22 protein-coding genes are annotated in these 20,953 nt (G+C 60.0%); 14 read left to right on the top strand and 8 right to left on the bottom strand.

The features are described from left to right. The first annotated feature begins 107 nt into the window (after positions 1–107). Positions 108–1,037 (top strand): oxygen-dependent tRNA uridine(34) hydroxylase TrhO, encoded by a 930-nt coding sequence (locus HMPREF2537_RS03645; protein ID WP_070525647.1) that lies wholly within the window; start codon positions 108–110, stop codon positions 1,035–1,037. On the opposite strand, the gene HMPREF2537_RS03640 is transcribed toward HMPREF2537_RS03645, so the two are convergent. The 3 genes from HMPREF2537_RS03640 to HMPREF2537_RS03630 form a co-directional block, all read right to left on the bottom strand. Next, complete coding sequence (locus tag HMPREF2537_RS03640) at positions 1,034–1,516, bottom strand: hypothetical protein (RefSeq protein ID WP_070525645.1); 483 nt, start codon at positions 1,514–1,516, stop codon at positions 1,034–1,036. The genes HMPREF2537_RS03645 and HMPREF2537_RS03640 overlap by 4 nt on opposite strands. A gap of 11 nt (positions 1,517–1,527) precedes the next feature. Beyond that, complete coding sequence (locus HMPREF2537_RS03635) at positions 1,528–2,511, bottom strand: universal stress protein (RefSeq protein WP_070525643.1); 984 nt, start codon at positions 2,509–2,511, stop codon at positions 1,528–1,530. Positions 2,512–2,594: 83 nt separating this feature from the next. Beyond that, positions 2,595–3,074, bottom strand: coding sequence for a MarR family winged helix-turn-helix transcriptional regulator (locus HMPREF2537_RS03630; protein WP_010187909.1), 480 nt, complete (start codon positions 3,072–3,074; stop codon positions 2,595–2,597). Positions 3,075–3,244: 170 nt separating this feature from the next. On the opposite strand from HMPREF2537_RS03630, the gene HMPREF2537_RS03625 reads away from it, so the two are divergent. The 8 genes from HMPREF2537_RS03625 to dnaB all read left to right on the top strand — a co-directional run bounded on the left by HMPREF2537_RS03625 (position 3,245) and on the right by dnaB (position 11,148). After that, complete coding sequence (locus tag HMPREF2537_RS03625; protein WP_070525641.1) at positions 3,245–3,604, top strand: DUF5318 family protein; 360 nt, start codon at positions 3,245–3,247, stop codon at positions 3,602–3,604. Between the two features lie 76 nt (positions 3,605–3,680). Next, on the top strand, positions 3,681–5,900 hold the full coding sequence (locus tag HMPREF2537_RS03620; protein WP_070525639.1) for a transglycosylase domain-containing protein: 2,220 nt from the start codon (positions 3,681–3,683) through the stop codon (positions 5,898–5,900). Between the two features lie 63 nt (positions 5,901–5,963). Beyond that, entirely contained in the window at positions 5,964–7,319 is a 1,356-nt protein-coding gene (locus tag HMPREF2537_RS03615) for a glycosyltransferase family 87 protein (protein ID WP_070525651.1), read from the top strand. Beyond that, a complete protein-coding gene (locus HMPREF2537_RS03610) occupies positions 7,316–7,498 on the top strand; it encodes a hypothetical protein (protein ID WP_070524214.1) in 183 nt (60 codons plus the stop codon). Before HMPREF2537_RS03615 ends, HMPREF2537_RS03610 begins: the two co-directional genes overlap by 4 nt. 148 nt (positions 7,499–7,646) lie before the next feature. Next, the gene (rpsF, locus tag HMPREF2537_RS03605) at positions 7,647–7,937 is read left to right on the top strand and encodes a 30S ribosomal protein S6 (protein ID WP_010187899.1); all 291 of its coding nucleotides are present in this window, start codon (positions 7,647–7,649) and stop codon (positions 7,935–7,937) included. A 51-nt stretch (positions 7,938–7,988) separates the two neighbouring features. After that, the gene (locus HMPREF2537_RS03600; protein ID WP_070525637.1) at positions 7,989–8,579 is read left to right on the top strand and encodes a single-stranded DNA-binding protein; all 591 of its coding nucleotides are present in this window, start codon (positions 7,989–7,991) and stop codon (positions 8,577–8,579) included. Positions 8,580–8,625: 46 nt separating this feature from the next. After that, positions 8,626–9,078: a 50S ribosomal protein L9 gene (gene rplI / locus HMPREF2537_RS03595; RefSeq protein ID WP_010187895.1), complete on the top strand. Its 453-nt coding sequence runs from the start codon at positions 8,626–8,628 to the stop codon at positions 9,076–9,078. Between the two features lie 645 nt (positions 9,079–9,723). Next, a complete protein-coding gene (gene dnaB, locus HMPREF2537_RS03590) occupies positions 9,724–11,148 on the top strand; it encodes a replicative DNA helicase (protein ID WP_010187892.1) in 1,425 nt (474 codons plus the stop codon). 1 nt (position 11,149) lies between these two features. Here the strand turns inward: dnaB and HMPREF2537_RS03585 are convergent, their stop codons facing one another. Genes HMPREF2537_RS03585 through HMPREF2537_RS03570 form a run of 4 tightly spaced genes read right to left on the bottom strand, consistent with a single transcriptional unit; the run spans position 11,150 to position 15,366 of the window. Next, on the bottom strand, positions 11,150–11,614 hold the full coding sequence (locus HMPREF2537_RS03585) for a VanZ family protein (protein ID WP_070525649.1): 465 nt from the start codon (positions 11,612–11,614) through the stop codon (positions 11,150–11,152). Between the two features lie 28 nt (positions 11,615–11,642). Next, on the bottom strand, positions 11,643–12,977 hold the full coding sequence (locus HMPREF2537_RS03580) for an MFS transporter (RefSeq protein WP_070525635.1): 1,335 nt from the start codon (positions 12,975–12,977) through the stop codon (positions 11,643–11,645). 11 nt (positions 12,978–12,988) lie between these two features. Next, on the bottom strand, positions 12,989–15,160 hold the full coding sequence (locus tag HMPREF2537_RS03575) for a heavy metal translocating P-type ATPase (RefSeq protein WP_070525633.1): 2,172 nt from the start codon (positions 15,158–15,160) through the stop codon (positions 12,989–12,991). 5 nt (positions 15,161–15,165) lie between these two features. Beyond that, positions 15,166–15,366: a heavy-metal-associated domain-containing protein gene (locus tag HMPREF2537_RS03570; RefSeq protein ID WP_070524224.1), complete on the bottom strand. Its 201-nt coding sequence runs from the start codon at positions 15,364–15,366 to the stop codon at positions 15,166–15,168. Positions 15,367–15,513: 147 nt separating this feature from the next. On the opposite strand from HMPREF2537_RS03570, the gene trxA reads away from it, so the two are divergent. Then, a complete protein-coding gene (trxA, locus tag HMPREF2537_RS03565; RefSeq protein ID WP_010187883.1) occupies positions 15,514–15,879 on the top strand; it encodes a thioredoxin in 366 nt (121 codons plus the stop codon). 158 nt (positions 15,880–16,037) lie between these two features. After that, a complete protein-coding gene (locus HMPREF2537_RS03560; RefSeq protein WP_070525631.1) occupies positions 16,038–16,853 on the top strand; it encodes a PspA/IM30 family protein in 816 nt (271 codons plus the stop codon). A 107-nt stretch (positions 16,854–16,960) separates the two neighbouring features. Here HMPREF2537_RS03560 and HMPREF2537_RS03555 read toward each other — a convergent pair whose 3' ends face one another. Beyond that, a complete protein-coding gene (locus tag HMPREF2537_RS03555) occupies positions 16,961–18,199 on the bottom strand; it encodes an NYN domain-containing protein (RefSeq protein WP_070525629.1) in 1,239 nt (412 codons plus the stop codon). A 226-nt stretch (positions 18,200–18,425) separates the two neighbouring features. Between HMPREF2537_RS03555 and HMPREF2537_RS03550 the strand changes: the two genes are divergently transcribed. From HMPREF2537_RS03550 to HMPREF2537_RS03540, 3 genes are read left to right on the top strand one after another with little or no spacing between them, the layout of a single operon-like run. Further along, entirely contained in the window at positions 18,426–18,800 is a 375-nt protein-coding gene (locus HMPREF2537_RS03550) for a GntR family transcriptional regulator (protein ID WP_070525627.1), read from the top strand. Further along, positions 18,797–19,597, top strand: coding sequence for an ATP-binding cassette domain-containing protein (locus HMPREF2537_RS03545; protein WP_070525625.1), 801 nt, complete (start codon positions 18,797–18,799; stop codon positions 19,595–19,597). The genes HMPREF2537_RS03550 and HMPREF2537_RS03545 overlap by 4 nt, the downstream gene beginning before the upstream one ends. Further along, entirely contained in the window at positions 19,597–20,583 is a 987-nt protein-coding gene (locus tag HMPREF2537_RS03540) for a hypothetical protein (RefSeq protein WP_070525624.1), read from the top strand. Before HMPREF2537_RS03545 ends, HMPREF2537_RS03540 begins: the two co-directional genes overlap by 1 nt. Positions 20,584–20,953: the final 370 nt, after the last annotated feature.

Here is a 20,953-nt window from a genome sequence, read left to right as displayed (position 1 = left end):
ACCTGCAGGTTGCGGGATCGAGGTCTGGGGCTTTGGGTTAAGAGCGGTTGCAGCGTTGGGCCCAAAAGATTGGGGTTTTACCTCGCAGCGGGCCTAGACTTGCGGGCGTGACTATTGGCAAGATTCTCCTCTACTACTGCTTCACTCCCATTGAGGATCCCACCGCGATCATGCTGTGGCAGCGTAACCTCTGCGAGAAGCTCGGGCTGAAGGGCCGCATCCTCATCTCGGAGCACGGCATCAACGGCACCGTGGGCGGGGACATGGAGGCCTGCAAGCGCTACGTGCGCGAAACCCGCGAGTACCCGGGCTTCAAGAAGATGGAGTTCAAGTGGTCCGAAGGCGGTGCGGAGGATTTCCCGCGCCTCTCGGTTAAGGTGCGCGATGAGATCGTGGCCTTCGGCGCGCCGGGTGAGCTCAAGGTGGATGAGAATGGCGTCATCGGCGGCGGCGTTCACCTCAAACCCGAAGAGGTCAACAAGCTAGTAGAAGAGCGCGGCGAGGAGGTCGTCTTCTTCGACGGACGCAATGCCATGGAGGCGGAAATCGGCAAGTTCAAGAATGCCGTGGTGCCGGACGTGCGCACGACTCACGATTTCATCGCCGAACTCGAGTCCGGCAAGTATGACTGGATGAAGGATAAGCCCGTGGTCTCCTATTGCACGGGCGGCATCCGCTGTGAAATCCTCTCCGCGCTGATGAAGAACCGGGGCTTTAACGAGGTCTATCAGATTGACGGCGGCATTGTCCGCTACGGCGAAAAGTACGGCAACGATGGCCTGTGGGAAGGCTCGATGTATGTCTTTGACAAGCGCATGCATCACGAGTTTGGCCAGGGCCTAGAGGATCCAGGCTTTATTCAGCTCGGCCACTGCGTGCATTGTGGAAAAGGGACGAATACCTTCCACAACTGCCTCAATGAGGACACGTGCCGCAAGCAGGTGCTCATCTGTGATGATTGCATCCAGCACGTAGAGACACAGCACTGTGGGCGCCCAGATTGCGCCGAGGTGGCTGCGTCCCAGGCACAGGCCTAGTTTTCGAGAACCGGGGCCAGCAGGATCTGGATATCGTTGATGCACCAGATCATGAAGTTGCCGGCCATGACCCAGAAGATGGCCATCCAGCCGCGCCAGCGCACGTAAGCCTTGAGTTTGCGCACCATAATGACTGCGCAGCCGATCATGCCAATGAAGGGGATGATCAGCGTCGTCGTGGCGAACACGGCGCGCTGGGTCCTCGTGCAGAGCCAAGCGGCGTATTCGGCTTGCAGGCAGTTGGTTGTGGTTCCAGCGACCTTGAAGATGCCCGCGAGGAGAAGCGCATAGAGCGCCGAACCGACGAGGATGAAAATCATAAACCACAGCGCTTGGCGCGAGGAACGGCGATTAGCCTCGGCGACGGTGAGGGGATCGGGTTCGTCGGCAAGCTCGTCAAAGCTGCGAGGCTCAGGGCGAGGCAGGTTGGTATAGTCCGCGTCGGACGTGAGATCGTTTTCGGGGTGCTCTGCTGCCATGGTTTGTCAGTCTAACGTGCTTCTTTATCGTAGGTGCTGGGGCAGACCAGTACTGGAACGCCCAGGTGGGGAAGCAGCTCGGTGGCGGTGCTGCCGATGAAGACGCGTTCGATGGGCCCCATGGGAGAGGAACCCAAGCAGAGCAGATCGCCCTTCTTCCACTTCAGTGAATCCACCGCGCCGGACCAACCATGGCCGCTGCCGATGGCCGTCGTGACCGAAAGCTCGGGGTAGGCATCCGCGATGAAATCGTGCGCCCGGTCCAACAGTGAGAGTGAGTGCTCGCGCCAATTGGGGGCATCGGAGGGAAAGGTCGGAGAGTATTCGAGGGGGACGTCGACAAGCCCCTTGGGGGAAAACGCCAGGATACGCAGGGGGATTCCGCCGCGCTGTGCAATGCATGCGGCATGCAGGAGGGCGGGGTCGTCGGCACTGCCCAAGTCGGTGAAGGCGAAATTGATGCGGGTGACGCCGTGCTTGGACAGCTTGATACCACGCGGGATGAGACCGACAGGGAGAGGCGAATAGTGCAGAAGCGCGTCAGCAGTAGAACCAGAGAAGAAACGGCCCTTTGGCGCGGATTGATTGGCCCCAAGGAGGATGACGCTCGCTTTGAAATCCTCAGCCGCCTGCTCCAAGAGCTGTGGGCGAGAAGGCCCTGCCAAGAGAACGGAGACGTTTTTATCGAGCTGGTCCTTATCCACCCCGGCTGCGTGCAAGGCCTGCTTGACGGCGCGTTCGCAGGTGGCGTGCTCCTTCTTGAACCACTTCTTGTAGGAACCGCTGAGCTTGCTGAGCGACGTCACGGTGAGGGGCTGCGAAATCGTTGAAACCACGCGAATCCGAACGGAGGTGGAACGCGCGAGCCACGCTGCAAACTCGATGGCCTCCGTGCCGGTGGAGCTAGGGCTCCACGACACGAGGACGCGGAGCGGAGGGAGCTGGTCGTCCGGGGAGCATGGCCCTTCCGCAGGGTGTGAAGAATTCTTAGCCATTCAATAAAAAGTTCGGGGTCGTTTTCTTCATTATCGACCCTTCATGCCGGAAAATAAAATCCGCTCTACCGGCACTTTTTGGTCTATTTCCCTTCCATGATTGGACGGTAGACATCAGCAAGCTTGGAGATGAGATTGACCAAAGTGTCTGCGTCCTTGATGTCCTCTGGGTCGAGCCAGCGCAGGATCTCAGCCAAAGCCGCCGCGCGTTGGCGGGAGACAATGGTCAGCTCCGATTCCCCAAGCTGGGTAAGGGCGACAAGTACGCCGCGGCGGTCTTTTTCATCGCGGTGCCGTTCCACGAATCCCTGGCGCTCCAATTGGTATAGCGCATTGGAGGCGGTAGGCATGCGGATGAGTTCTGCTTGCGCGATGGTGCTCACACGGGAGGGACCACGCATGCGCAGCTGGTTCATGATGGAGACCTGTGACGTTGTCAGGGACGTGCCCTCCGTGGTGCGCTGGAAGATGAGCATGAGCTTGTTGAGCGCCGGCTGGATCTGGCGGGCGACTTCCAGGGCATCCTCGTAGGGGACCGGGGATTCGATAGTTTCTTCACTCATGGAAAATAAGTGTAGCTAGAGATCGTGCGCTTCGGTAGTTAGTTATTTGAAAAATTAGGTTTTCTATCACGAAGTGCTTAGGAGCGCTCTAGATTGTTGGAGTCGCCGGCACTACACTGTCCGGCGTGAATTCTCCGTCTAAGGCAGAGTCGGCAAAAGCAAAGCCAACCGTGGCCTACCGTAATGAGGTCTCCTATGAATGGGAGCGCGCGCAACATCTGCGTGAACTTCGTGCGGGGAAGCTCGGGCGCGAAGAGGTCTGTGATGCCGATTTTCTCCTTCGTGCTGCGGCGAAGCATCACGGCGTCGACATGCACAAGCCGTGCCCGGTCTGCGGTGAGGACATGCGGCTGACTCGGTGGGTGTACGGAGATGCCTTGAAACGCCGAGCAGGCAGCGCGCGCAGCGAAGCAGAAATCGCAGAGATAGCCGCTGAGGGCATCGAATTCACCGTGCATTTCGTGGAAGTGTGTCCGGCGTGCCGCTGGAACCATCTGCTTCGAGCCGCCACGGTCTATGCTTTAGGGTAGTTTTGGCTTCCCAGTTCGCGCCGGTAAGCTGCATATATTTACAGTTTCTGTACAGGATTGATGAGGACACGGATCAGTGACCGAAAAGGAAACCTCCGGGCGAAAGTCAGGTAATCGCAGGAAGAGCACCTCGCAGAGCGCTCAGCGTTCGTCCGGCCGCAAGCGCCGCTGGCCGTGGATCGTGCTGGCTGTTTTGTTTGTACTAGTGGGCATTCCCGCCCTGCTCTTCGGCTACGCGTATACGCAATACGACGTCCCCGGCCCCAAGGAGCTGCAACCGAGCCAGATCTCCACCATCGTCGCCGGCGATGGTGAAACTCAGCTGGCCAAGCTCGTTCCTCCGGAAGGCAACCGCCGTCAGGTGACGTTGGAAGAGATCCCGGATTATGTGGAGGACTCGGTCCTCGCTGCCGAGGACCGTGAGTTCTGGACCAACTCGGGCTTCTCCTTCACTGGTCTGGGCCGCGCCGTCTTGGGCAAGCTCACGGGTGATAGCACCGCCGGTGGTGGTTCCACCATCACCCAGCAATACGTGAAGAACACTCTGGTGGGTGACGAATACTCCTACGTCCGCAAGATCCGTGAGCTCATCTACTCGGTGAAGATGACCAATGAGTGGGCCAAAGAGGACATCCTGAACGCCTACCTCAACACCGTCTACTTCGGCCGCAATGCCTACGGCATCGAGGCTGCCTCCAATGCCTACTTCAATAAGGACGCCAAGGACCTCACCGTGGAGGAAGGTGCCATGCTCGCCGGCCTCATCCAGTCCCCATCGGTCTTGGATCCGTGGGTGGATGAGGAACGCTCGCAGAACCGCTGGAACTACGTCATGGACGGACTCGTTGAGATGGGCGATCTGGATGCGGCTGAGCGTTCCCAGATGGCTTTCCCGGAGACCCGTGATCCAAGCGAATACTCCGCCTACACCGAGGCGCCCGGTGCTTATGGGCACATCAAGAACCAGGTCACTGATGAACTGGCGCGTGTGGGTATTACCGAGGATCAGCTGGCCACCGGTGGCCTCAAGGTGACCACCACTATTGACATGACCGTGCAAAACGCGTCAACCGACGCCGCCCACGAGCAGCTTGGAGTGCTGCAGGAGGACGCCCGCGCCGCCGCCGTGACCATTGACCCGGCTACGGGTGCCGTGCGCGGCTACTATGGCGGCGATGATTCTGGCGGCTGGGATTATGCCAATTCCCCGCTGCAGACAGGCTCAACCTTCAAGATTATGACCCTGGCCGCAGCACTCCAGCAGGGCATCGATCTCAATACTTATTACTCCTCGGCGCCCTACCAGCTGCCAGGATCGCAGATCGTGACCAACGACGTGGGTGGCGGCTGCGGTAGCTGCTCCATCGCTGAGGCAATGAAGAAGTCTTATAACACGTCCTTCCTGCGCCTCCAGGATGACTTGGAAAACAAGACGCAGGACACCGCGGACATGGCCCACGCATTGGGCGTTGCGCGCAGCCTGCCGGGGATTGAAAAGACCCTGACAGAGAACGGCGGTACGCCGTACGAAGGCATCGTGCTGGGCCAGTACCAGTCCCGCCCCCTCGATATGGCAACCGCCATGGCTACCTTGACCAACCAGGGTGTGTGGCACCAACCGCACTTCGTGCAGAAGGTTGAAAACGCCAACGGCGAGGTTCTTTATGAGAACCCGACCGACGGCGGTGAGCGCCGTGTCTCCGCCAACGTGGCTAATAACGTTATTTCTGCGATGCAGCCAATTGCCGCATGGTCGAATGGCGCGCTAGCTGGCGGGCGCCCGTCTGCGTCTAAGACTGGTACCACCCAGCTGGGTGACACCGGTCAGAACAAAGATGCGTGGATGGTCGGTTCCACGCCGCAGCTCGCTACAGCAGTGTGGGTAGGCACGGCCGACAACACCTCCGCGATTTTCAATCAGTGGGGCGGCATCATGTACGGCTCGGACGCACCGACGAAGATCTGGAAGGCCATCTTGGATACCTCTCTGGCTAATGCTGAGCAGCAGACCTTCCCGCAGGCCTATCCGATCAACTACGGCGTCGGCAGCTGGGGTTCGGGCTATGTCTATGACCCGAGCCAGAGCACCACGTGGAACCAGGCGCCGGCAAGCCCGGAGAACGAGGGCGACGAGGAAGCGCCAGCCGAAGACGGCGAGCACCACGATGAGGGACAGCGGGAGACCCCAGACCAGCCAGCACAGCCTGAGCAACCGGCCCAACCCGCAGAGCCCGAGGTCCCTTCGCTCGATGACATTCTCAATGGAGATAGACTCGACCAATTACTTGGTCAATAGGAGTTTGATCGCCCGGTGAGCCATCACACTACTTCGCAGATCGTGTCTCTCTCATCCGAGTCTATGACCCACAACGCGGTCGACGCCCTGGGTGGGCCGACGGGACGCTTTGCTCGTTCGGCTTATTCCGGGTGGTGGACGCCCTTGCGCGTGGTTATCACGCTGGCGTGGACGTTTTTGGCGTTTGGGTTTTTAAGTAAGGCAACCTGTGCAGGTAGTCGCCGAGGCGAGGATGGCCTCATCAGCCTGAACTGGGATGGCAACCGCCAATATACGGCTTTTTGCTACAACGACATCGTCCCGCTCTATGGTGGGCGCGGACTCGATCAGCCGGGCTTCCCCTATGCCTATTCCTGGGTTGAGGGCGATCTCACCCGCTACATGGAGTACCCGGTACTGGCTGGCCTCTTTCAGGGCGCCGTCGGATGGCTGGCGCGCACCACCTATCCGGCCGTCGAGTGGCTTGGGATGGCAGATGTCAGCTGGTACTTCGGATTGACCGCGTTCATCATGTCCCTCGTGTGGGTCGGCACCGTGGTGATGGTTTTCCAGCTCACGGGCAACCGGGCATGGGACACCATCCTCATGGCGGCCAGCCCGCTCGTGGCTATTCACGCTTTTACGAACTGGGACATCCCGTCGGTGGCTTTCATGGTCGGCGCGCTTCTTGCAGTGACAAAGCGTAAGAACTGGCTCGCCGGCATCCTCATTGGCCTCGGCACGGCGTTTAAGCTGTGGCCCCTGTTTATCCTGGGCGCGTTTCTGGTGCTGGCCATCCGTCACAAGCGCTGGGCGCCTTTCTTCAAGATGGTCGTGGCAACCGCTGTGACGTGGCTCGTGGTGAACCTTCCCGTGGCGGTGGCCTACCCCGAAGCTTGGCGCGAATTCTTCCGGCTCAACCAAGAGCGTGGGGCGGAGTGGACCACGATCTACGCACTCCTGACTCGCGTTACGAACGTGAGCTTTGAGGCCGAATTCCTCAACACCTTCTCCCTCGTGGCCTTCCTTGTGAGCTGCGCAGCAATCGCCGTCATGGGGCTTAAAACCCCGCGTGCGCCGCGGGTGGCTGAGATGATCTACCTCATCATCATGGCCTTCCTTATCTTCAATAAGGTGTGGTCGCCGCAATACTCGCTGTGGCTCATTGTCCCGGCGCTCTTGGCGCTGCCACGGTGGCGCCTCATCTTTAGCTGGGCGCTTGCCGACGCCCTCCTCTGGCCCATCCTCACCTGGCACATGCTCGGCTCGGAGAACAAGGGCCTGCCGCACGAGATGCTGGACATCGCGGTGATCACCCGGGATGGTTTCATCATCGCCATCGGCGTGCTCATCATCCGTCAGATGTGGGGCAAGTCGGAAGACAAGGTTCGTGCCGCGCACGGTGGCAGGGATCCACTGGCGGGGGACTTTGCGCGATGACCATAACAATCGTGGGCATCATCTCCATCACGATAGGTTTCTTGTGCGTATTGGGTGCCTATTACCTGTTTCAGCGTTCTGAAGACCGAACCTGGCCCATCATGCTGGGGTTGCTGGCTCTGCTTTTCCTTACGGTGATACCTGCGAGTTCGGCAATCTTCGTCGCCGCGACTCACTAGGGGGCGGCCGAGGAGACAAGGGATTTCCTTTTCCGCCGGTCAGTGCGGTACTGTGTGAGGGTTGCTTGACGCAACAGACCCTCCTGCCATATCCGCAAAGGTGATATGGCCGATACCAATTACTAGACCATAGGAGGTGATGAGGTCCGTGCGTCACTACGAAGTCATGATCATTCTGGATCCCAATCAGGATGAGCGCACCGTAACCCCGTCCCTAGACAAGTTCCTCGAGGCAATCCGCAAGGATGGCGGCAAAGTCGAAAAGGTTGACGTGTGGGGCAAGCGCCGTCTTGCATACCCGATCAACAAGAAGGAAGAGGGCATCTATGCAGTCGTGGAGCTGGAGTGTGAATCCCACTCCGTTCTCGAGCTCGATCGCCGTCTGAACCTGAACGACTCCATTCTGCGTACCAAGGTTCTGCGCACCGACAGCAAATAGCGGATACTGGGTTTCGAGCAATCCACGTAACCGATATTAAGGAGTAAAGACATGGCTCAGGGAGATACCAACATCACGGTTGTCGGCAACATCGTTGCTGACCCGGAACTGCGCTTCACCCCGGCGGGTGCCGCAGTGGCGAATTTCCGTGTTGCCTCCACCCCGCGTCGCTATAATCAGCAGACTTCCCAGTGGGAGGATGGCGAGGCCATGTTCCTCACCTGCAACGTGTGGCGCCAAGCCGCAGAAAACGTTGCGGAGACCCTGACCAAGGGCATGCGCGTTATCGTTACTGGCCGTTTGCGCCAGCGCTCTTACCAGACTCGTGAGGGCGAGAACCGCACTGTTTTTGAGATTGAGGTCGATGAGGTCGGCCCGTCCCTGCGTTATGCATCCGCACAGGTTAACCGCAAGTCCGGCAACGGCGGCGGCAACTATGGCGGCGGCCAGCAGCAGGGTGGTGCTAACTACGGCGGTGGCAACCAAGGCGGTTTCTCCGGAAACCAGGGTGGTTTCTCCGGAAACCAGTCCCAGTCCTCTGCCCCGCAGCAGTCCCAGCAGTCGGCTCCGAGCAACGATCCGTGGAATTCGGCACCCCAAGCAGGAAGCTTTGGTGGTGCGGATGCAGAACCCCCGTTCTAAGACTGTCACGCAAGTATTCATTTAACTCAATTGAAAGGCAGGGATCATGAAGCTGATCCTCACCGCTGCCGTTGAGAACCTCGGCGCCCCCGGCGAAATTGTAGAGGTTAAGGACGGCTACGGACGTAACTACCTGCTTCCGCGCGGCCTGGCTATCGTTGCCACCCGCGGTGCTGAGAAGCAGATCGAGGGCATCAAGCGCGCCCAGGAAGCTCGCGCAATCCGCGACCTGGACCATGCACGCGAGATCCGTACCCAGCTGGAGGAGCTCAAGGACGTTAACGTCCCGGTGAAGACCTCCGAGTCCGGTAAGCTCTTCGGCTCCGTGTCCGCAGAGGACATCGTGAACGCCGTTGCCGCCGCTGGCGGCCCGAAGCTGGACAAGCGCATTGTTGTGCTTCCCAAGGGCCTGGTCAAGAAGACCGGCAACTACCAAGTCGAGCTGAAGCTGCACGCTGACGTTATCGGCAAGGTGAACTTCTCGGTCGTCGCTGCCTAAGAATTAAGGCGCACGACGGTCACCCTCCGTCCGCCCGCGTGTGAGGCGCGGCGCCGGTACGCAGGACGTGACCTTAAGACAACAGCAAGGCTTGAGGCCGTGCTCCTCCCACTATGTGAGGTGGTGAGAGGAAGCACGGCCTCAGGCCGTTTTGTGGGCCAATGGGAGATGGAGCTTTGGGATCAGAGCCATACTGTGGATAACTCACACTATCTGTGGATAACTCGGTGGCGAGTTAACGGTGAATTTACTCACGGCGTATGGTGTTAACCCGCTGGTAGGGGCGATTTCCAGTTGAGGGGCCTACTTTTCCACCGGTTTTGTGCGGATTTTCACACCACGAAAAACCTGTTTTGAGCTGGGAAAACAATATGTGCAGGTCACAGGCTTGGGGAGTTATCCACAGTCCTGACCACTGGCTTTGTATAACGTGTTCGTGCTGACCTGGTAATTCCACAGGTCTCTGTGGATAACTGTGAAAGTTATGCCCAAGGGGTAGTGTCTTGACCCTCGGCTAGACTGTTGTGTACTACGCGCGGTTGCCGCTTGGCACTGCATCGAAGCCTGGCCGTCCGGTGCGGAGAAAAGTGAGAACTTCAGGCACACGGCCAGGGTGGGATTAATGAACGGTGGGATTAATGAGCAATGACTAATGCCAGTTTTGATGATGACCAGGTTCCACCACCACCGGAGCCGGTAGAGGAGGAGCCCCGCCGCTCTTACCGGCAGGAGGAGCCCAAGCGCTACGGCGAATTCCGCCAGCCGCCCGCGGACCGTGAGGCAGAGCAAGGCGTTCTCGGCGCCATGCTCCTGAGCCCGAACACGGTCATGGAGGTCATTGAGGAACTAGAGCCGGAGGATTTCTACTACCCTGCGCACACGCTCATCTACCAGGCCATGATCGACCTTTATGCAGCGGGCACCGATATTGATGCGGTGATCGTGGCGGCCCGTCTCGATCGCTATAACAATCTCGAGCGCGTCGGTGGTGCGCCCTACCTGCACACCCTGCTGGCCACGGTGCCGACTGCCGCCAACGCTCGCTATTACGCGGAGATCGTCGCGGAAAAGGCGGTTCTGCGCAAGCTGGTGGACGCCGGAACAAGAGTCGTCCAGCTCGGCTTCCAAGGCTCCGAAGACATGGAGATCGAGTCCGTGCTGGATCGCGCCCAGCAGGAAGTTTTCGCAGTGGCGCAGAAGAAGACCACCGAGGACTACCGGGCCTTAAGTGACCTCATTGATCCCACCATTGATGAGCTCGCTGCACTGCAACAAAACGGTGTGGAGTCCGGCGTGCCCACAGGGTTCATCGACCTCGATAACCTGACCAATGGCCTGCGCGCCGGCCAGATGATTATCGTCGCCGCCCGCCCCGGCGTGGGTAAGTCCACGCTGGCCATGGACTTCATGCGCTCGGCCTCCCTGCAGCACAACAAGACCTCCGTGGTTTTCTCCTTGGAGATGTCTGCCTCAGAGATCGTCATGCGCCTGTTGTCGGCGGAGGCGGAAGTGAAGCTGTCGGATATGCGCGGTGGCCGCGTGTCCACGGAGGATTGGGCCAAGATCGATGACACCCTCAACCGCATCCAGGATGCGCCCCTGTTCATCGATGATTCCCCGAACCTCACCATGATGGAAATCCGCTCGAAGGCCCGCCGTCTGAAGCAGCAGCACGGGCTCGACCTCATCGTGCTGGACTATATGCAGCTGATGTCTTCGGGCAAGAAGGTGGAGTCCCGCCAGCAAGAGGTCTCAGAATTCTCGCGCCAGCTCAAGTTGCTGGCCAAGGAGCTAGAGGTTCCCCTCATTGCGATTTCGCAGCTGAACCGTGGCCCAGAATCCCGTACCGATAAGAAGCCGCAACTGGCGGATCTGCGTGAGTCCGGCTCGCTTGAGCAGGACGCCGATATGGTTATGCTGCTCTACCGCCCGGACTCACAAGACCGCGATGATCCCCGTGCTGGTGAAGCAGACATCATTTTGGCTAAGCACCGTGGCGGCCCGATTGACACGGTGAAGGTGGCGCACCAGCTGCACTACTCGAAGTTCGTCAACATGGCGCACGGTTAAATTAAAGGTCCACGACGGCGTTGGGGTCGCCCAACCGTGGTCCGAGGATGACCAAGATCAGGAAGACCGCAGCCGCGGCGAGCGCCAGCCACCGCCACATTGGGAAGAAGCGCTCGCCACAGAGACGGGCAAACCCCGCGCCGATGAGCGCACCCAGGGTATTGAAGATGAGGTCATCAATATCAGTGCGCCCGAGCGCGAAGGCATACTGGGCCGTTTCCAGTGCCAGGCTCAGCGCGAAGCCCCAGGCCGCCGTTGCCTTGACTGACCGGCACATGCTGAATACGAGCATGCCAAAAGGAATGAAGAAGGCGGTATTGCCCGCATACTCAAAAAGCGGGCCAAACCAGGTGCCGCCGGAGAACTCATCAAGTGGCACCAAGCGCAGGTCGCGAACCCGCTGGTTCTCCGGCTTCCAGAGGTAGCCGATTTGGTAGAAGGGCTTGAGCGTGGTGAGCGCGACCATGACCGCGACCCACGCGCCAAGGGCGACCCTATTGAGCAAGGGTCCGACCCTTGAACTCTGGCAGGGTCAGTGCCGCCACAGCGGCGATGCCGAAGGCGGCGGCGAAAAGGACGAAGAGCCAGCCCGTGCCCGCCACCGCGATGAGCGGCGGAACGATAAGCGGTGCCAGGATGGAGGCGAGTCGGCCGAAGCCCGCGGCAGCGCCGGTACCGCGCCCGCGCAGTGCGGTGGGGTAGAGCTCCGGGCCGATGGCGTACAGCGCACCCCACGCGCCCAGGTTGAAGAAGGAGAGCAGGCAACCGGCCAGAATGATCGTTGCTTCAGAGCTGGCGAAGCCGAAGAATCCGGCGGACAGGGCGGAGCCCACGAGGAAGGTCGCCAGGGTAGAGCGGCGTCCCCAGATCTCGATGAGCCAGGCCGCTGCGGCGTAGCCGGGCAGTTGGGCCAGGGTGATAATCAGTGTGAAGCTGAAGGACTTCACCAGGGAGAAACCGTCTGCGACAAGCAGCGACGGAATCCAAATGAAGGCGCCGTAATAAGACAGGTTGACGCAGAACCAGATGGTCCACAGCGCCAGCGTGCGCCCGCGCAGGGATTTCGACCAGATGCTGGTGGCGGTGACATCTTCCTCGGAGTAGGTCGGTGCCGGGGTCGTGCGGTCGATGTCCGCCTCATCCACCTCTGCCTCAAACGAAGCAACGATTTCTTCTGCTTCCTCGTGGCGGCCCTTCGATTCCAGGAAGCGTACTGATTCGGGCAGGTGGAGGCGTACATAGAGGGCGTAGAGCGCGGGTACCATGCCAAGTGCCAGGGCCCAGCGCCAGCCGCTTTCCGACGCCCCCACGATGAACGTTCCAATTACCGCAGCGAGGATCCACCCCACTGCCCAGAAGGCCTCCAGCAAGACCACCATGCGCCCACGGACCTTGAGCGGAGCGAACTCGGAGATCAGCGTGGAGGCCACCGGCAGCTCGGCGCCGAGGCCAAGTCCGATGAAGAAGCGCAGGATGATGAGCACAACCAAGCCGGTTGCCAGTGCGGAGGCGCCCGTTGCGAGGCCATAGACCAGTAGGGTTAGCGCAAAGATGTGGCGGCGGCCGAACTTATCGGCCAAGAGGCCGCCGAAGGTGGCACCCAAGGCCATGCCGATGAAGCCCACGGACGCCAGCCAGGAGGATTGGGTCGGTGTGATGCCCCAGTGCACGGCTAGAGCAGCCATGATGAAGGAGATGAGGCCCACGTCCATGGCATCGAGCGCCCAGCCGATGCCGGAGCCGAAGAGGAGACGTTTGTGTTTTCCAGTGACGGGAAGGCGGTCGAGCCTCTCCGTGCGTGAGATAGAGCGATGATCAAGACGATTCATGCAGGCTAAGCTTACTCCCCGGGGGTAAAGCTTTTCAGCCGCAAAGAATTGGTCACCACAAATACTGAGCTCAGGGCCATTGCCAACCCCGCTAACAGGGGGTTGAGCAGCCCGAACGCTGCCACAGGAAGAAGAATAATATTATAGGCGAAGGCCCAAAATAGGTTTCCCTTGATGATGTGCAGGGTGCTACGCGCCAGGCGCACCGCCTCGGCGACGGAGCGCAGGTCGTTGTTCATCACCGTGATATCGGAAGCTTCGATGGCAACGTCGGCTCCCGCGCCCATCGCAATTCCGAGGTCCGCCTGCGCGAGCGCCGCGGCGTCGTTGACGCCATCGCCCACCATGGCCACGGTCCGCCCCTGTTCCTGCAGCCGAGCGATAGTCTCTACCTTGTCTGCGGGCATGACCTCCGCTGTCACGGCTGCCTCATCAATGCCAACGGCCCGCGCCACTGCATGCGCCGCGCCGGCATTGTCCCCGGTGAGTAGATGCGGGGTAAGCCCTAGCTTTTGCATTGCGGCGATGGCGGCGGCGGAGGATTCCTTGATGCGATCCTGTAGCTCGATGGTTCCCACCAGGTCATCTTCCACGTAGACGCCCACCTGCGTCCCGGTGCCGTCATAGCCCGCAGGCGGCCGGCCCACCCGCACCCGGGAGCCCTCTATTCTTGCCTCGATTCCCTGGCCGGGAAGCTCGTGGAAGCCCTCGGCTGCGGGGAGCTCATCGTCGTAGGCTGTGCGGATGGCTCGTGCGATGGGGTGCTCGGAACCCTGTTCCGCGCCGGCCGCGAGACGGAGAACTTCCTGCTGCGTGCGTCCTGCCGTAGGTTGGACTGCTCCCACCGACATCTGGCCTTCGGTGATGGTGCCAGTCTTGTCCAGCACGATGGTGTCGATTCGGCGCGTCGATTCCAAAATCTCCGGACCCTTGATGAGGATTCCCAGTTCGGCGCCGCGCCCGGTGCCCACGAGGATTGCGGTGGGCGTCGCTAAGCCCATAGCGCATGGGCAGGCGATGATGAGGACGGAGACGGCGGCCACGAAGGCCGGGGCAACTCCGCCGACCCACAGGTGAACCACGAGCGCGAGGATAGCGATGCCGATGACGATGGGAACAAAGACAGCGGCGATGCGGTCGGCGAGGCGCTGCACCGGGGCCTTCGAGGTCTGTGCTGCGGTGACGAGTGCGCCCATCTGGGCAAGGACGGTGTCGGAGCCGACGCGGGTGGCGCGCACCTCAAGCCGCCCGGAGGCGTTGATGGTTGCGCCCGTCACCGTGCTGCCGGGTGAAACCTCAACCGGTAACGATTCGCCGGTGAGCAGGGATTCGTCCACGGCTGAATGGCCGGTGAGGACCACGCCATCGGTGGCGATCTTCTCACCGGGGCGAACCACAAAAATGTCGCCCTCGTGAAGGTCGCCGATGGGTATGCGGGTTTCGGTATTGCCGCGCAGCACCGTGGCCTCTTTAGCGCCCATGGTGAGCAGCGTAGTGAGCGCCTCGGAGGAGCGGCCCTTTGCTTTGAGCTCAAACCAGCGCCCAAGCAGCAGGAACGTAATGACCATCCCCACTGATTCGAGGTAAATGTGGTCCATCTGCGCGTCATTGGAGCGCAGCGTCATGTGCATGGTCATGCCGGGCATGCCGGCGTTGCCGAAGAAGAGCGCGTAGAGCGACCAGCCAAAGGCGGCGGTGGTGCCCAACGTGATGAGCGTGTCCATCGTGGTGGCGCCGTGCTTCAGGTTGGCCCACGTGGCGCGGTGGAAGGGCGCGCCTCCGATAACGTAGACGAGCGTTGTGAGTACCAGGCACGCCCATTGCCAGTTCTGGAATTGGAGGGCCGGGACCATGGAGAGGAGCATCACGGGCAGCGAGAGCGCCGCAGAGACGAGCGTGCGCTGCAAGATGTCGGAAGCCTCACCCTCGCGGGCGGTGTCCGCCGTGCTTGCCGACGCCTCCCCCTCATCGTCCACCGTGAAGGCTCCATAGCCGGCGCCTTCGACGACGTCGATGAGATCGGCGGGGGTCGTCGTCGCTGGGTCATAGCTTACGGAGGCAGATTCCGTGGCGAAGTTGACCGTGGCTTCAACGTTATCGAGCTTGTTGAGCTTGCGTTCCACCCGGGATGAGCAGGAGGTGCAGGTCATCCCGGTGATACCGAGAGTGAGGCTGGTGGTCATGATGCTTAGGCCAACTCGTAGCCGGCTTCGGTGATGGCGGCGGCGACCTGGTCATCGCTAAAGCCCTCACCAGTCACGGTGACGGCGCCGGTGGTGTGGTCAGCGGTGACGTCGGTGACGCCCTTGATCTCCGAGATTTCTTCCTTCACGGAGAGCTCGCAGTGGCCGCAGGTCATGCCGTTAACGGTGTAGGTGGTGGTGCTCATGGTCTGAATCAGTCTCCTTAGCTAGTGGGTAATTCCACTGTTGAGCTTATACCCCCCTGGGGTATATGTGCAAGGAATAATCGAGCCTTGTGTACCGTTGATGGAGGAAAGAAGCTACAAATTTCCCCGAAACAGATAGGAAGAAACATGGCAACGATTGACATCACTGAGGACACGTTCCAGGAGACCATCTCCGGCGACGGCATCACGCTCGTCGATGCTTGGGCGGAATGGTGTGGTCCGTGCAAGCGCTTCGGCCCAGTATTTGAGAAGGCATCTGAAGAGCACCCCGATGCTACGTTTGCCAAGTTGGACACCGAAGCCAACCAGGAGCTATCCGCGAAGCTGCAGATTCAGTCCATCCCTACCTTGATGGTTTTCCGCGATGGCATCCTGGTCTTCCGTGAGGCTGGCGCCCTGCCGCCGGCAGCTTTGGAGGATCTCATTGGCCAGGTTAAGGCCCTCGACATGGACGAGGTCCGCGCCCAGGTGGAGAGCCAGAAGGCGGAATAGTCCCGAAGAATTCTCCTTGGTGCGGAGGGCTCAGGTAGGTCCGCCGCGCGCGCTTTCCTGTGAGTATCGCTACACTCGCAGGAAAGCGTCTTTTTATATAGGGCACTAATAAGAGCTGCATTAAATACTCTTGCAGGAACCACTAAGGAGTGAGTGCGATGGCAAATCCATTTAGCAAAGGCTGGAAGTATGTGATGGCTTCTTTCGATCAGAAGATCGACGAGAACGCTGACCCCAAGGTTCAGATCCAGCAGGCCGTGGAAGGTGCGAAGGAGCAACATCGCCAGATTTCCGAACATGCGGCGGAGATTATTGGACGCAAAACCCAGCTGGAAATGCAGCTCAACCGTCTGGTGAAGACCCAGAAGGACTATCAAGACCAGACCCGCCGGGCGTTGGAGCTGGCAGATGCTTCTGAGGATCCGCAGAAGGCCGCCGAGTACAACCAAGCGGCGGAGGTCGTGGCGAGCCAGCTGGTAGCCGTAGAGAATGAGTTGGCCAATCTGAAGTCCCAGCACGAGGCGGCTACCCAAGCTGCCGAGCAGGCGAAGGCCCAGCAGCAGCAGTCGGAGGCCCGCCTTAAGGAGCAGCTCGCACAGGTGGACCAGTTGCTGTCCCAGGCAGATCAGGCAGCGATGCAGGAGAAGAACGCTCAGGCCTTGGACTCTATGAACGAGCTCAAGCCCGATGATTCCACGCCGACGCTGGATTCGGTACGCGCCAAGATTGAGAAGCGCTACGCCGATGCTCTCGGCGCTCAGGAGCTGCACCAGGCAGCTGGCGGCAGCCGGATTCAGGAGATTTCGGCCGCGGGCCACGATATGGCCGCCGCGTCCCGCTTGGACGAGATTCGCGCCGAGATGGCCAAGAATAAGGAGATCGAAGGTTCTCCCTTCGCTGGCGACCAAGCGCTTGAGGCCGGCACCGAAGCTGGTGCTGGTTCCGAATCGGACACCGCCGAGGGTAAGCAGTAGCCACCGCGGAGCACATCACCGTATAGAAAAGGGACCTTTGAGAGTGGGCCGCATAGCGCGGTCTGGGTGTTTCAGCACCTTATGCTCTCAAAGGTCCCTGTGGTGTTTTAGCTATCTTGGCGGCGGATATTGATGAGCACGCCGCGGATGCCCGAATGAAAGCCATCGCGCAGGTTGACGCGCTGGGTTTCGGTGAGCGTGTACTCGTGCAGCGTTTCACAGGCGAACTGCAGCAGTGGGCGATCGATCTCCGGTGGCAGGCCACCGCCCGAGAGCAGGTGGGCCTGGTCGCGCTGATCGGCGCTCGCGGCGTTGTCGAACCACCACGAGGCATATTGCTGCCCCACGTCAAAGGGGGACTGGAAGCCGGCGGAGCTCCACACTTCTTCGGGGAGCGGAACGTACTTCGAGCGCAGCTTGCGGCGCGGCGCCATCATCGACGGCTTTGGCGCTGCAGGCTTGGGAGCAGGCTTCGGGGCTTCGGTGCCCGTTTCCTCTTCTGAGTCCGTGGGCTTCTGATCCGCGGCGCTGGGCTTTGTGGTTTGTTCGCCGCAGGGGGCGGGCTCTTCTTCGTCGGTGGGGGCGCTCGGTGCAGCCGACTCCGGGTGCGAGGCGGTGGCAGCCACGTCTTGCGCTGCGGCGGAAGGTGTTGCAGGCCCAGGCTTTGGCGCGGAGGGGAAGGCGGCTTGCGCCTCGGTAGGTTCGTCGCATTCCGGCGCGAGTTCGCTAGCGGCATCGCTCACTTCCTCGCTGCCGTCCTCGGAATTGTGGGGTTCGCGAATGGTCGGCGGCAGCGGGCCTTCGAGAACCTCGAGCTCCATTGCATCGGCGAAGTCCTCGCGCGGATCAAGGATTGTGGTGGAATCACACGCATGGCGCAGAGCGGAAGACATTGAATCCCAGCCGAAGCCGTAGAGGTGCACGCGCACGCCGTTATTGACGGCCTCCTGAACGCCGGGGATCATGTCGGCATCGCCGGAGACCAAAACAAAGTCCGTGACTTGGCCCTTCATGGCGGAGACGATCATGTCAGCGACAAGGCGAGTATCCACCGCTTTTTGGGTGCGGCGCTCGCCCCATTCGATGAGTTGGCCGGTGCGCAGTTGCACGCCATCGCAGACGCGCAACGCTCGCTGGTAGCGGTGGGGCCCGGTGTCGGGGATTCCGTCGTACCAGTATTGGCGGTGAATGCGGTTTCCAACCTGGTTCTCAATCATGGAACCAAGAGAGCTGACTACTTCGGGTAAATCAATCTCTAGCTGGGCTCGGGCACCCGTTTCCCATGAGTTATAGAAACTGGCGAGTAGATATGACGTGTCGACGAAGACAAGTGTTCGTTCAAGCATGGCTCCTAAATTCCGTTCTATTTCTTCTAACTAATTTTCTTAGGTCACTTCTGTGAGGTCTTCCAGCCTAGGGCCGGTGTATTCCAGTGTGCCCCATTAGTCACAAAACGTCGATAGCCTTGAGGGAATTCCCAGGTAATAAAGGTGTTGGGTGGAAGTCTTGCGGAGGTCGCAGGGTTGGTTATATGGTTAGCTACATGAGTAACCAACCAACTAGGGGGACTGCATGGATAACTCCGCGCAGCCGCTCTTCCGTCAGATAGCGGTGCTCATCGAGGACGCCATCATTGAGGGCACCCTTGCTGAGGGTGCCCAGGCGCCGTCCACGAATGAGCTCGCAGCCTTCCACAGCATCAACCCCGCCCCCGCCCGCAAGGGCCTGACCCTCCTCGTGGATCTCGGAATCCTCGAAAAACGCCGAGGTATCGGCATGTTCGTCACCTCTGGTGCCGCAGGCCTTATCCGGGCGCGGCGTCGCCAAGACTTTGCGGCTGAATACGCCGCACCGCTTATTGACGAAGCCGTGCACCTGGGCTATACCCGCAAGCAACTCCATGACCTCATCGACCTTGTCGCAGAAAGTCGAGGACTCTACTCATGATTTCTACCCCGCACTTCACCTTCGACGACGGCCTCACGCATGGCCTCGTTGGCCCCAACGGCATTGGCAAGACCACTTTGCTGCGTAAGATTGCTGGCCAGCTGAATGGCTCTGGCGTCAAGGTCGACGGTGACAAGCCCTATGACAATGAAAAAGTCCTCAACAAGGTTGTCCTCATGGGCATAGATAACCCACTGCCTGAAGGTTGGAACGTGAAGAAGGTCTTCACCGTGGCAAGTCTGCGTTGGCCCACGTGGAGCGCAGCGCGCGCTGAGGAGCTGGTCGAGCGCTTCGAGCTTCCGATGAAGAACTACTCGGGTCTCTCCCGCGGGCAGAAGTCGGCGGCGAGCTTCATCGTTGCGGTGGCCTCGGGGGTGCCGTACATGCTTCTCGACGAGCCCTATCTCGGCCTCGACGCCGCCAAGCGGGAGGTGTTCTATGACGTCTTGCGTGAAGAGCATGGTCGCACCATTGTTGTCTCCACCCATCACCTCAACGAACTGTCTGGTTTGCTCGATACCGTGGCGCTGATGGGGGAGAACCCGCTGTCCGGCCCCATCGATGAGTTCATCGAAGGCGTCGTCCAGCTCACTGGCTCTGCCGAAACCCTCGATCGCGCGCTGGGGCGCCTGCAGCTCCCGGTGCTTGAGCGCGAAAGCTCCGCCGTGGCGGACCGCGCACTTGTCGACGCCCGCCCCAACCACACCGCCAACGTCTTCGACATGGCCCAGGAAATGGGGCTGCGTGCCACCGAGGTATCCCTCGAGCAGGCAGTGCTGGCATTGGGGGAGGCGTGATGAAGCTCTATAGGCATATGGCGCTGAGCTGGAACAGCTTCTTCTACGCTTTGTGGATTGTCATCCTTCCGGTGCTGGGAATGGGCCGCGGGCACGAGTGGGCCATTGGTTACTCACTCTTTATGGTCCTTATGGTTTACCTTTCGCAGCCTGACTTCACGCGTTATCTGACCTTTGGCCTCAGTACCCGTGTATGGAACGGACACCGGCGCATCAATGCCACCCTGACGCTTGTGCTCATTCTGGTCAGCGCACCCTGGGCTTTCCCGTGGTGGGTCCTCATAGCGCCGGCGCTCATGTGGGTGGCGTGCATGACGAAACGCTTCGAGCCATCACGACTGACCACTAGCTCCCTCGTTGTAGGCAGCGATGGTGATTCTTCGACGGGCTGGTTCTCAGCGTCCCCGGTCTCCCAGATTGTGTTGCGCCCTCAAGCTCGCGCGTGGATGTGGACTGCATTCGGTATAGCCATCGCAACGGCGATAAACATCGTGGTGAGCAAGCTGTGGGATACCGGCGTGGGCATCGTGGGTGCCATTGTTACGTTGATTGTCCTGCCACTAGTTGCTGATTCAATCCGCAGCTCACTCAAAGATGCAGTGGCCTTTGGCGTGCCGCGTGCAACCTGGTCCAAAGTGACATTGTTGTGCACCGCCATTCCGGTGGGCCTGGGAGCTGTCACTGATGTGGTGATGCTTTTGTGGACTGGAAACCTCGCCGGATTCACCCTTGTTCCTCTCGCAGCGGCTGCTGTTCTCGTGAGCTTCGCGATAACCGACAAAGGGACATGGCCCTATACGGCTGTCACGGCCGGAGCCGTTGCTGCCGTGTTGCTTGCGTGGCTACTTAACTCTGAGATCTCTGTGTGGTGGTCGCTGGCCGGGATGGGTGTTCTCTACTTGGCATGGGCAGCTGTGCTCCCACGGGTGGCGCAGAAAGCAAACGTATTTACGCCGGGGCTTATGGGCTGGTTCGGGATGCGCTAGGTGCTGTCCGCAGAGCGACCTTGAAGGTGCGTTTAAGCGCACCTTTAGGCGCCTGAAAACCTACGATGACGTGCAAATTTGTGTTTCCTCGAGGCCGTGTGTAACTTTATATGAGTCAGCGCGACCGACAGCGCCCCACAGGAACTGAGGTTCTTGGAGAGTGGCGGTAGGAAAACAGGCCCTGACAACAAATATTTTCTTTACTCGCAGTACTGCGTTTCGCTCAAGGCGGTCCGTATGACTGTGTGGTGACGATGTCTGAGAACTCAATAGTGTGCCAATGTACTTTTTGTGTTGGTTGATTTTTATCATTTTGGCTGCGATACGCCGTATGCGTATCGCGGTTGGTGTATGCCGGATGGCGCTTTTC

Origin of the sequence: Corynebacterium sp. HMSC074E01, assembly GCF_001808885.1 — a bacterium.
Taxonomy (GTDB): domain Bacteria; phylum Actinomycetota; class Actinomycetes; order Mycobacteriales; family Mycobacteriaceae; genus Corynebacterium.
This window is presented reverse-complemented; position numbering and strand designations above follow the sequence as displayed.

Excerpts from the sequence above, each read along its gene's own strand:
- HMPREF2537_RS03640 (WP_070525645.1), bottom strand. The coding sequence starts at position 1,516 with ATGGCAGCAGAGCACCCCGAAAACGATCTCACGTCCGACGCGGACTAT.
- HMPREF2537_RS03635 (WP_070525643.1), bottom strand. The coding sequence starts at position 2,511 with ATGGCTAAGAATTCTTCACACCCTGCGGAAGGGCCATGCTCCCCGGAC.
- HMPREF2537_RS03630 (WP_010187909.1), bottom strand. The coding sequence starts at position 3,074 with ATGAGTGAAGAAACTATCGAATCCCCGGTCCCCTACGAGGATGCCCTG.
- HMPREF2537_RS03615 (WP_070525651.1), top strand. The coding sequence starts at position 5,964 with ATGACCCACAACGCGGTCGACGCCCTGGGTGGGCCGACGGGACGCTTT.
- HMPREF2537_RS03610 (WP_070524214.1), top strand. The coding sequence starts at position 7,316 with ATGACCATAACAATCGTGGGCATCATCTCCATCACGATAGGTTTCTTG.
- HMPREF2537_RS03600 (WP_070525637.1), top strand. The coding sequence starts at position 7,989 with ATGGCTCAGGGAGATACCAACATCACGGTTGTCGGCAACATCGTTGCT.
- rplI (WP_010187895.1), top strand. The coding sequence starts at position 8,626 with ATGAAGCTGATCCTCACCGCTGCCGTTGAGAACCTCGGCGCCCCCGGC.
- dnaB (WP_010187892.1), top strand. The coding sequence starts at position 9,724 with ATGACTAATGCCAGTTTTGATGATGACCAGGTTCCACCACCACCGGAG.
- HMPREF2537_RS03585 (WP_070525649.1), bottom strand. The coding sequence starts at position 11,614 with ATGGTCGCGCTCACCACGCTCAAGCCCTTCTACCAAATCGGCTACCTC.
- HMPREF2537_RS03580 (WP_070525635.1), bottom strand. The coding sequence starts at position 12,977 with ATGAATCGTCTTGATCATCGCTCTATCTCACGCACGGAGAGGCTCGAC.
- HMPREF2537_RS03575 (WP_070525633.1), bottom strand. The coding sequence starts at position 15,160 with ATGACCACCAGCCTCACTCTCGGTATCACCGGGATGACCTGCACCTCC.
- HMPREF2537_RS03570 (WP_070524224.1), bottom strand. The coding sequence starts at position 15,366 with ATGAGCACCACCACCTACACCGTTAACGGCATGACCTGCGGCCACTGC.
- trxA (WP_010187883.1), top strand. The coding sequence starts at position 15,514 with ATGGCAACGATTGACATCACTGAGGACACGTTCCAGGAGACCATCTCC.
- HMPREF2537_RS03560 (WP_070525631.1), top strand. The coding sequence starts at position 16,038 with ATGGCAAATCCATTTAGCAAAGGCTGGAAGTATGTGATGGCTTCTTTC.
- HMPREF2537_RS03555 (WP_070525629.1), bottom strand. The coding sequence starts at position 18,199 with ATGCTTGAACGAACACTTGTCTTCGTCGACACGTCATATCTACTCGCC.
- HMPREF2537_RS03550 (WP_070525627.1), top strand. The coding sequence starts at position 18,426 with ATGGATAACTCCGCGCAGCCGCTCTTCCGTCAGATAGCGGTGCTCATC.
- HMPREF2537_RS03545 (WP_070525625.1), top strand. The coding sequence starts at position 18,797 with ATGATTTCTACCCCGCACTTCACCTTCGACGACGGCCTCACGCATGGC.
- HMPREF2537_RS03540 (WP_070525624.1), top strand. The coding sequence starts at position 19,597 with ATGAAGCTCTATAGGCATATGGCGCTGAGCTGGAACAGCTTCTTCTAC.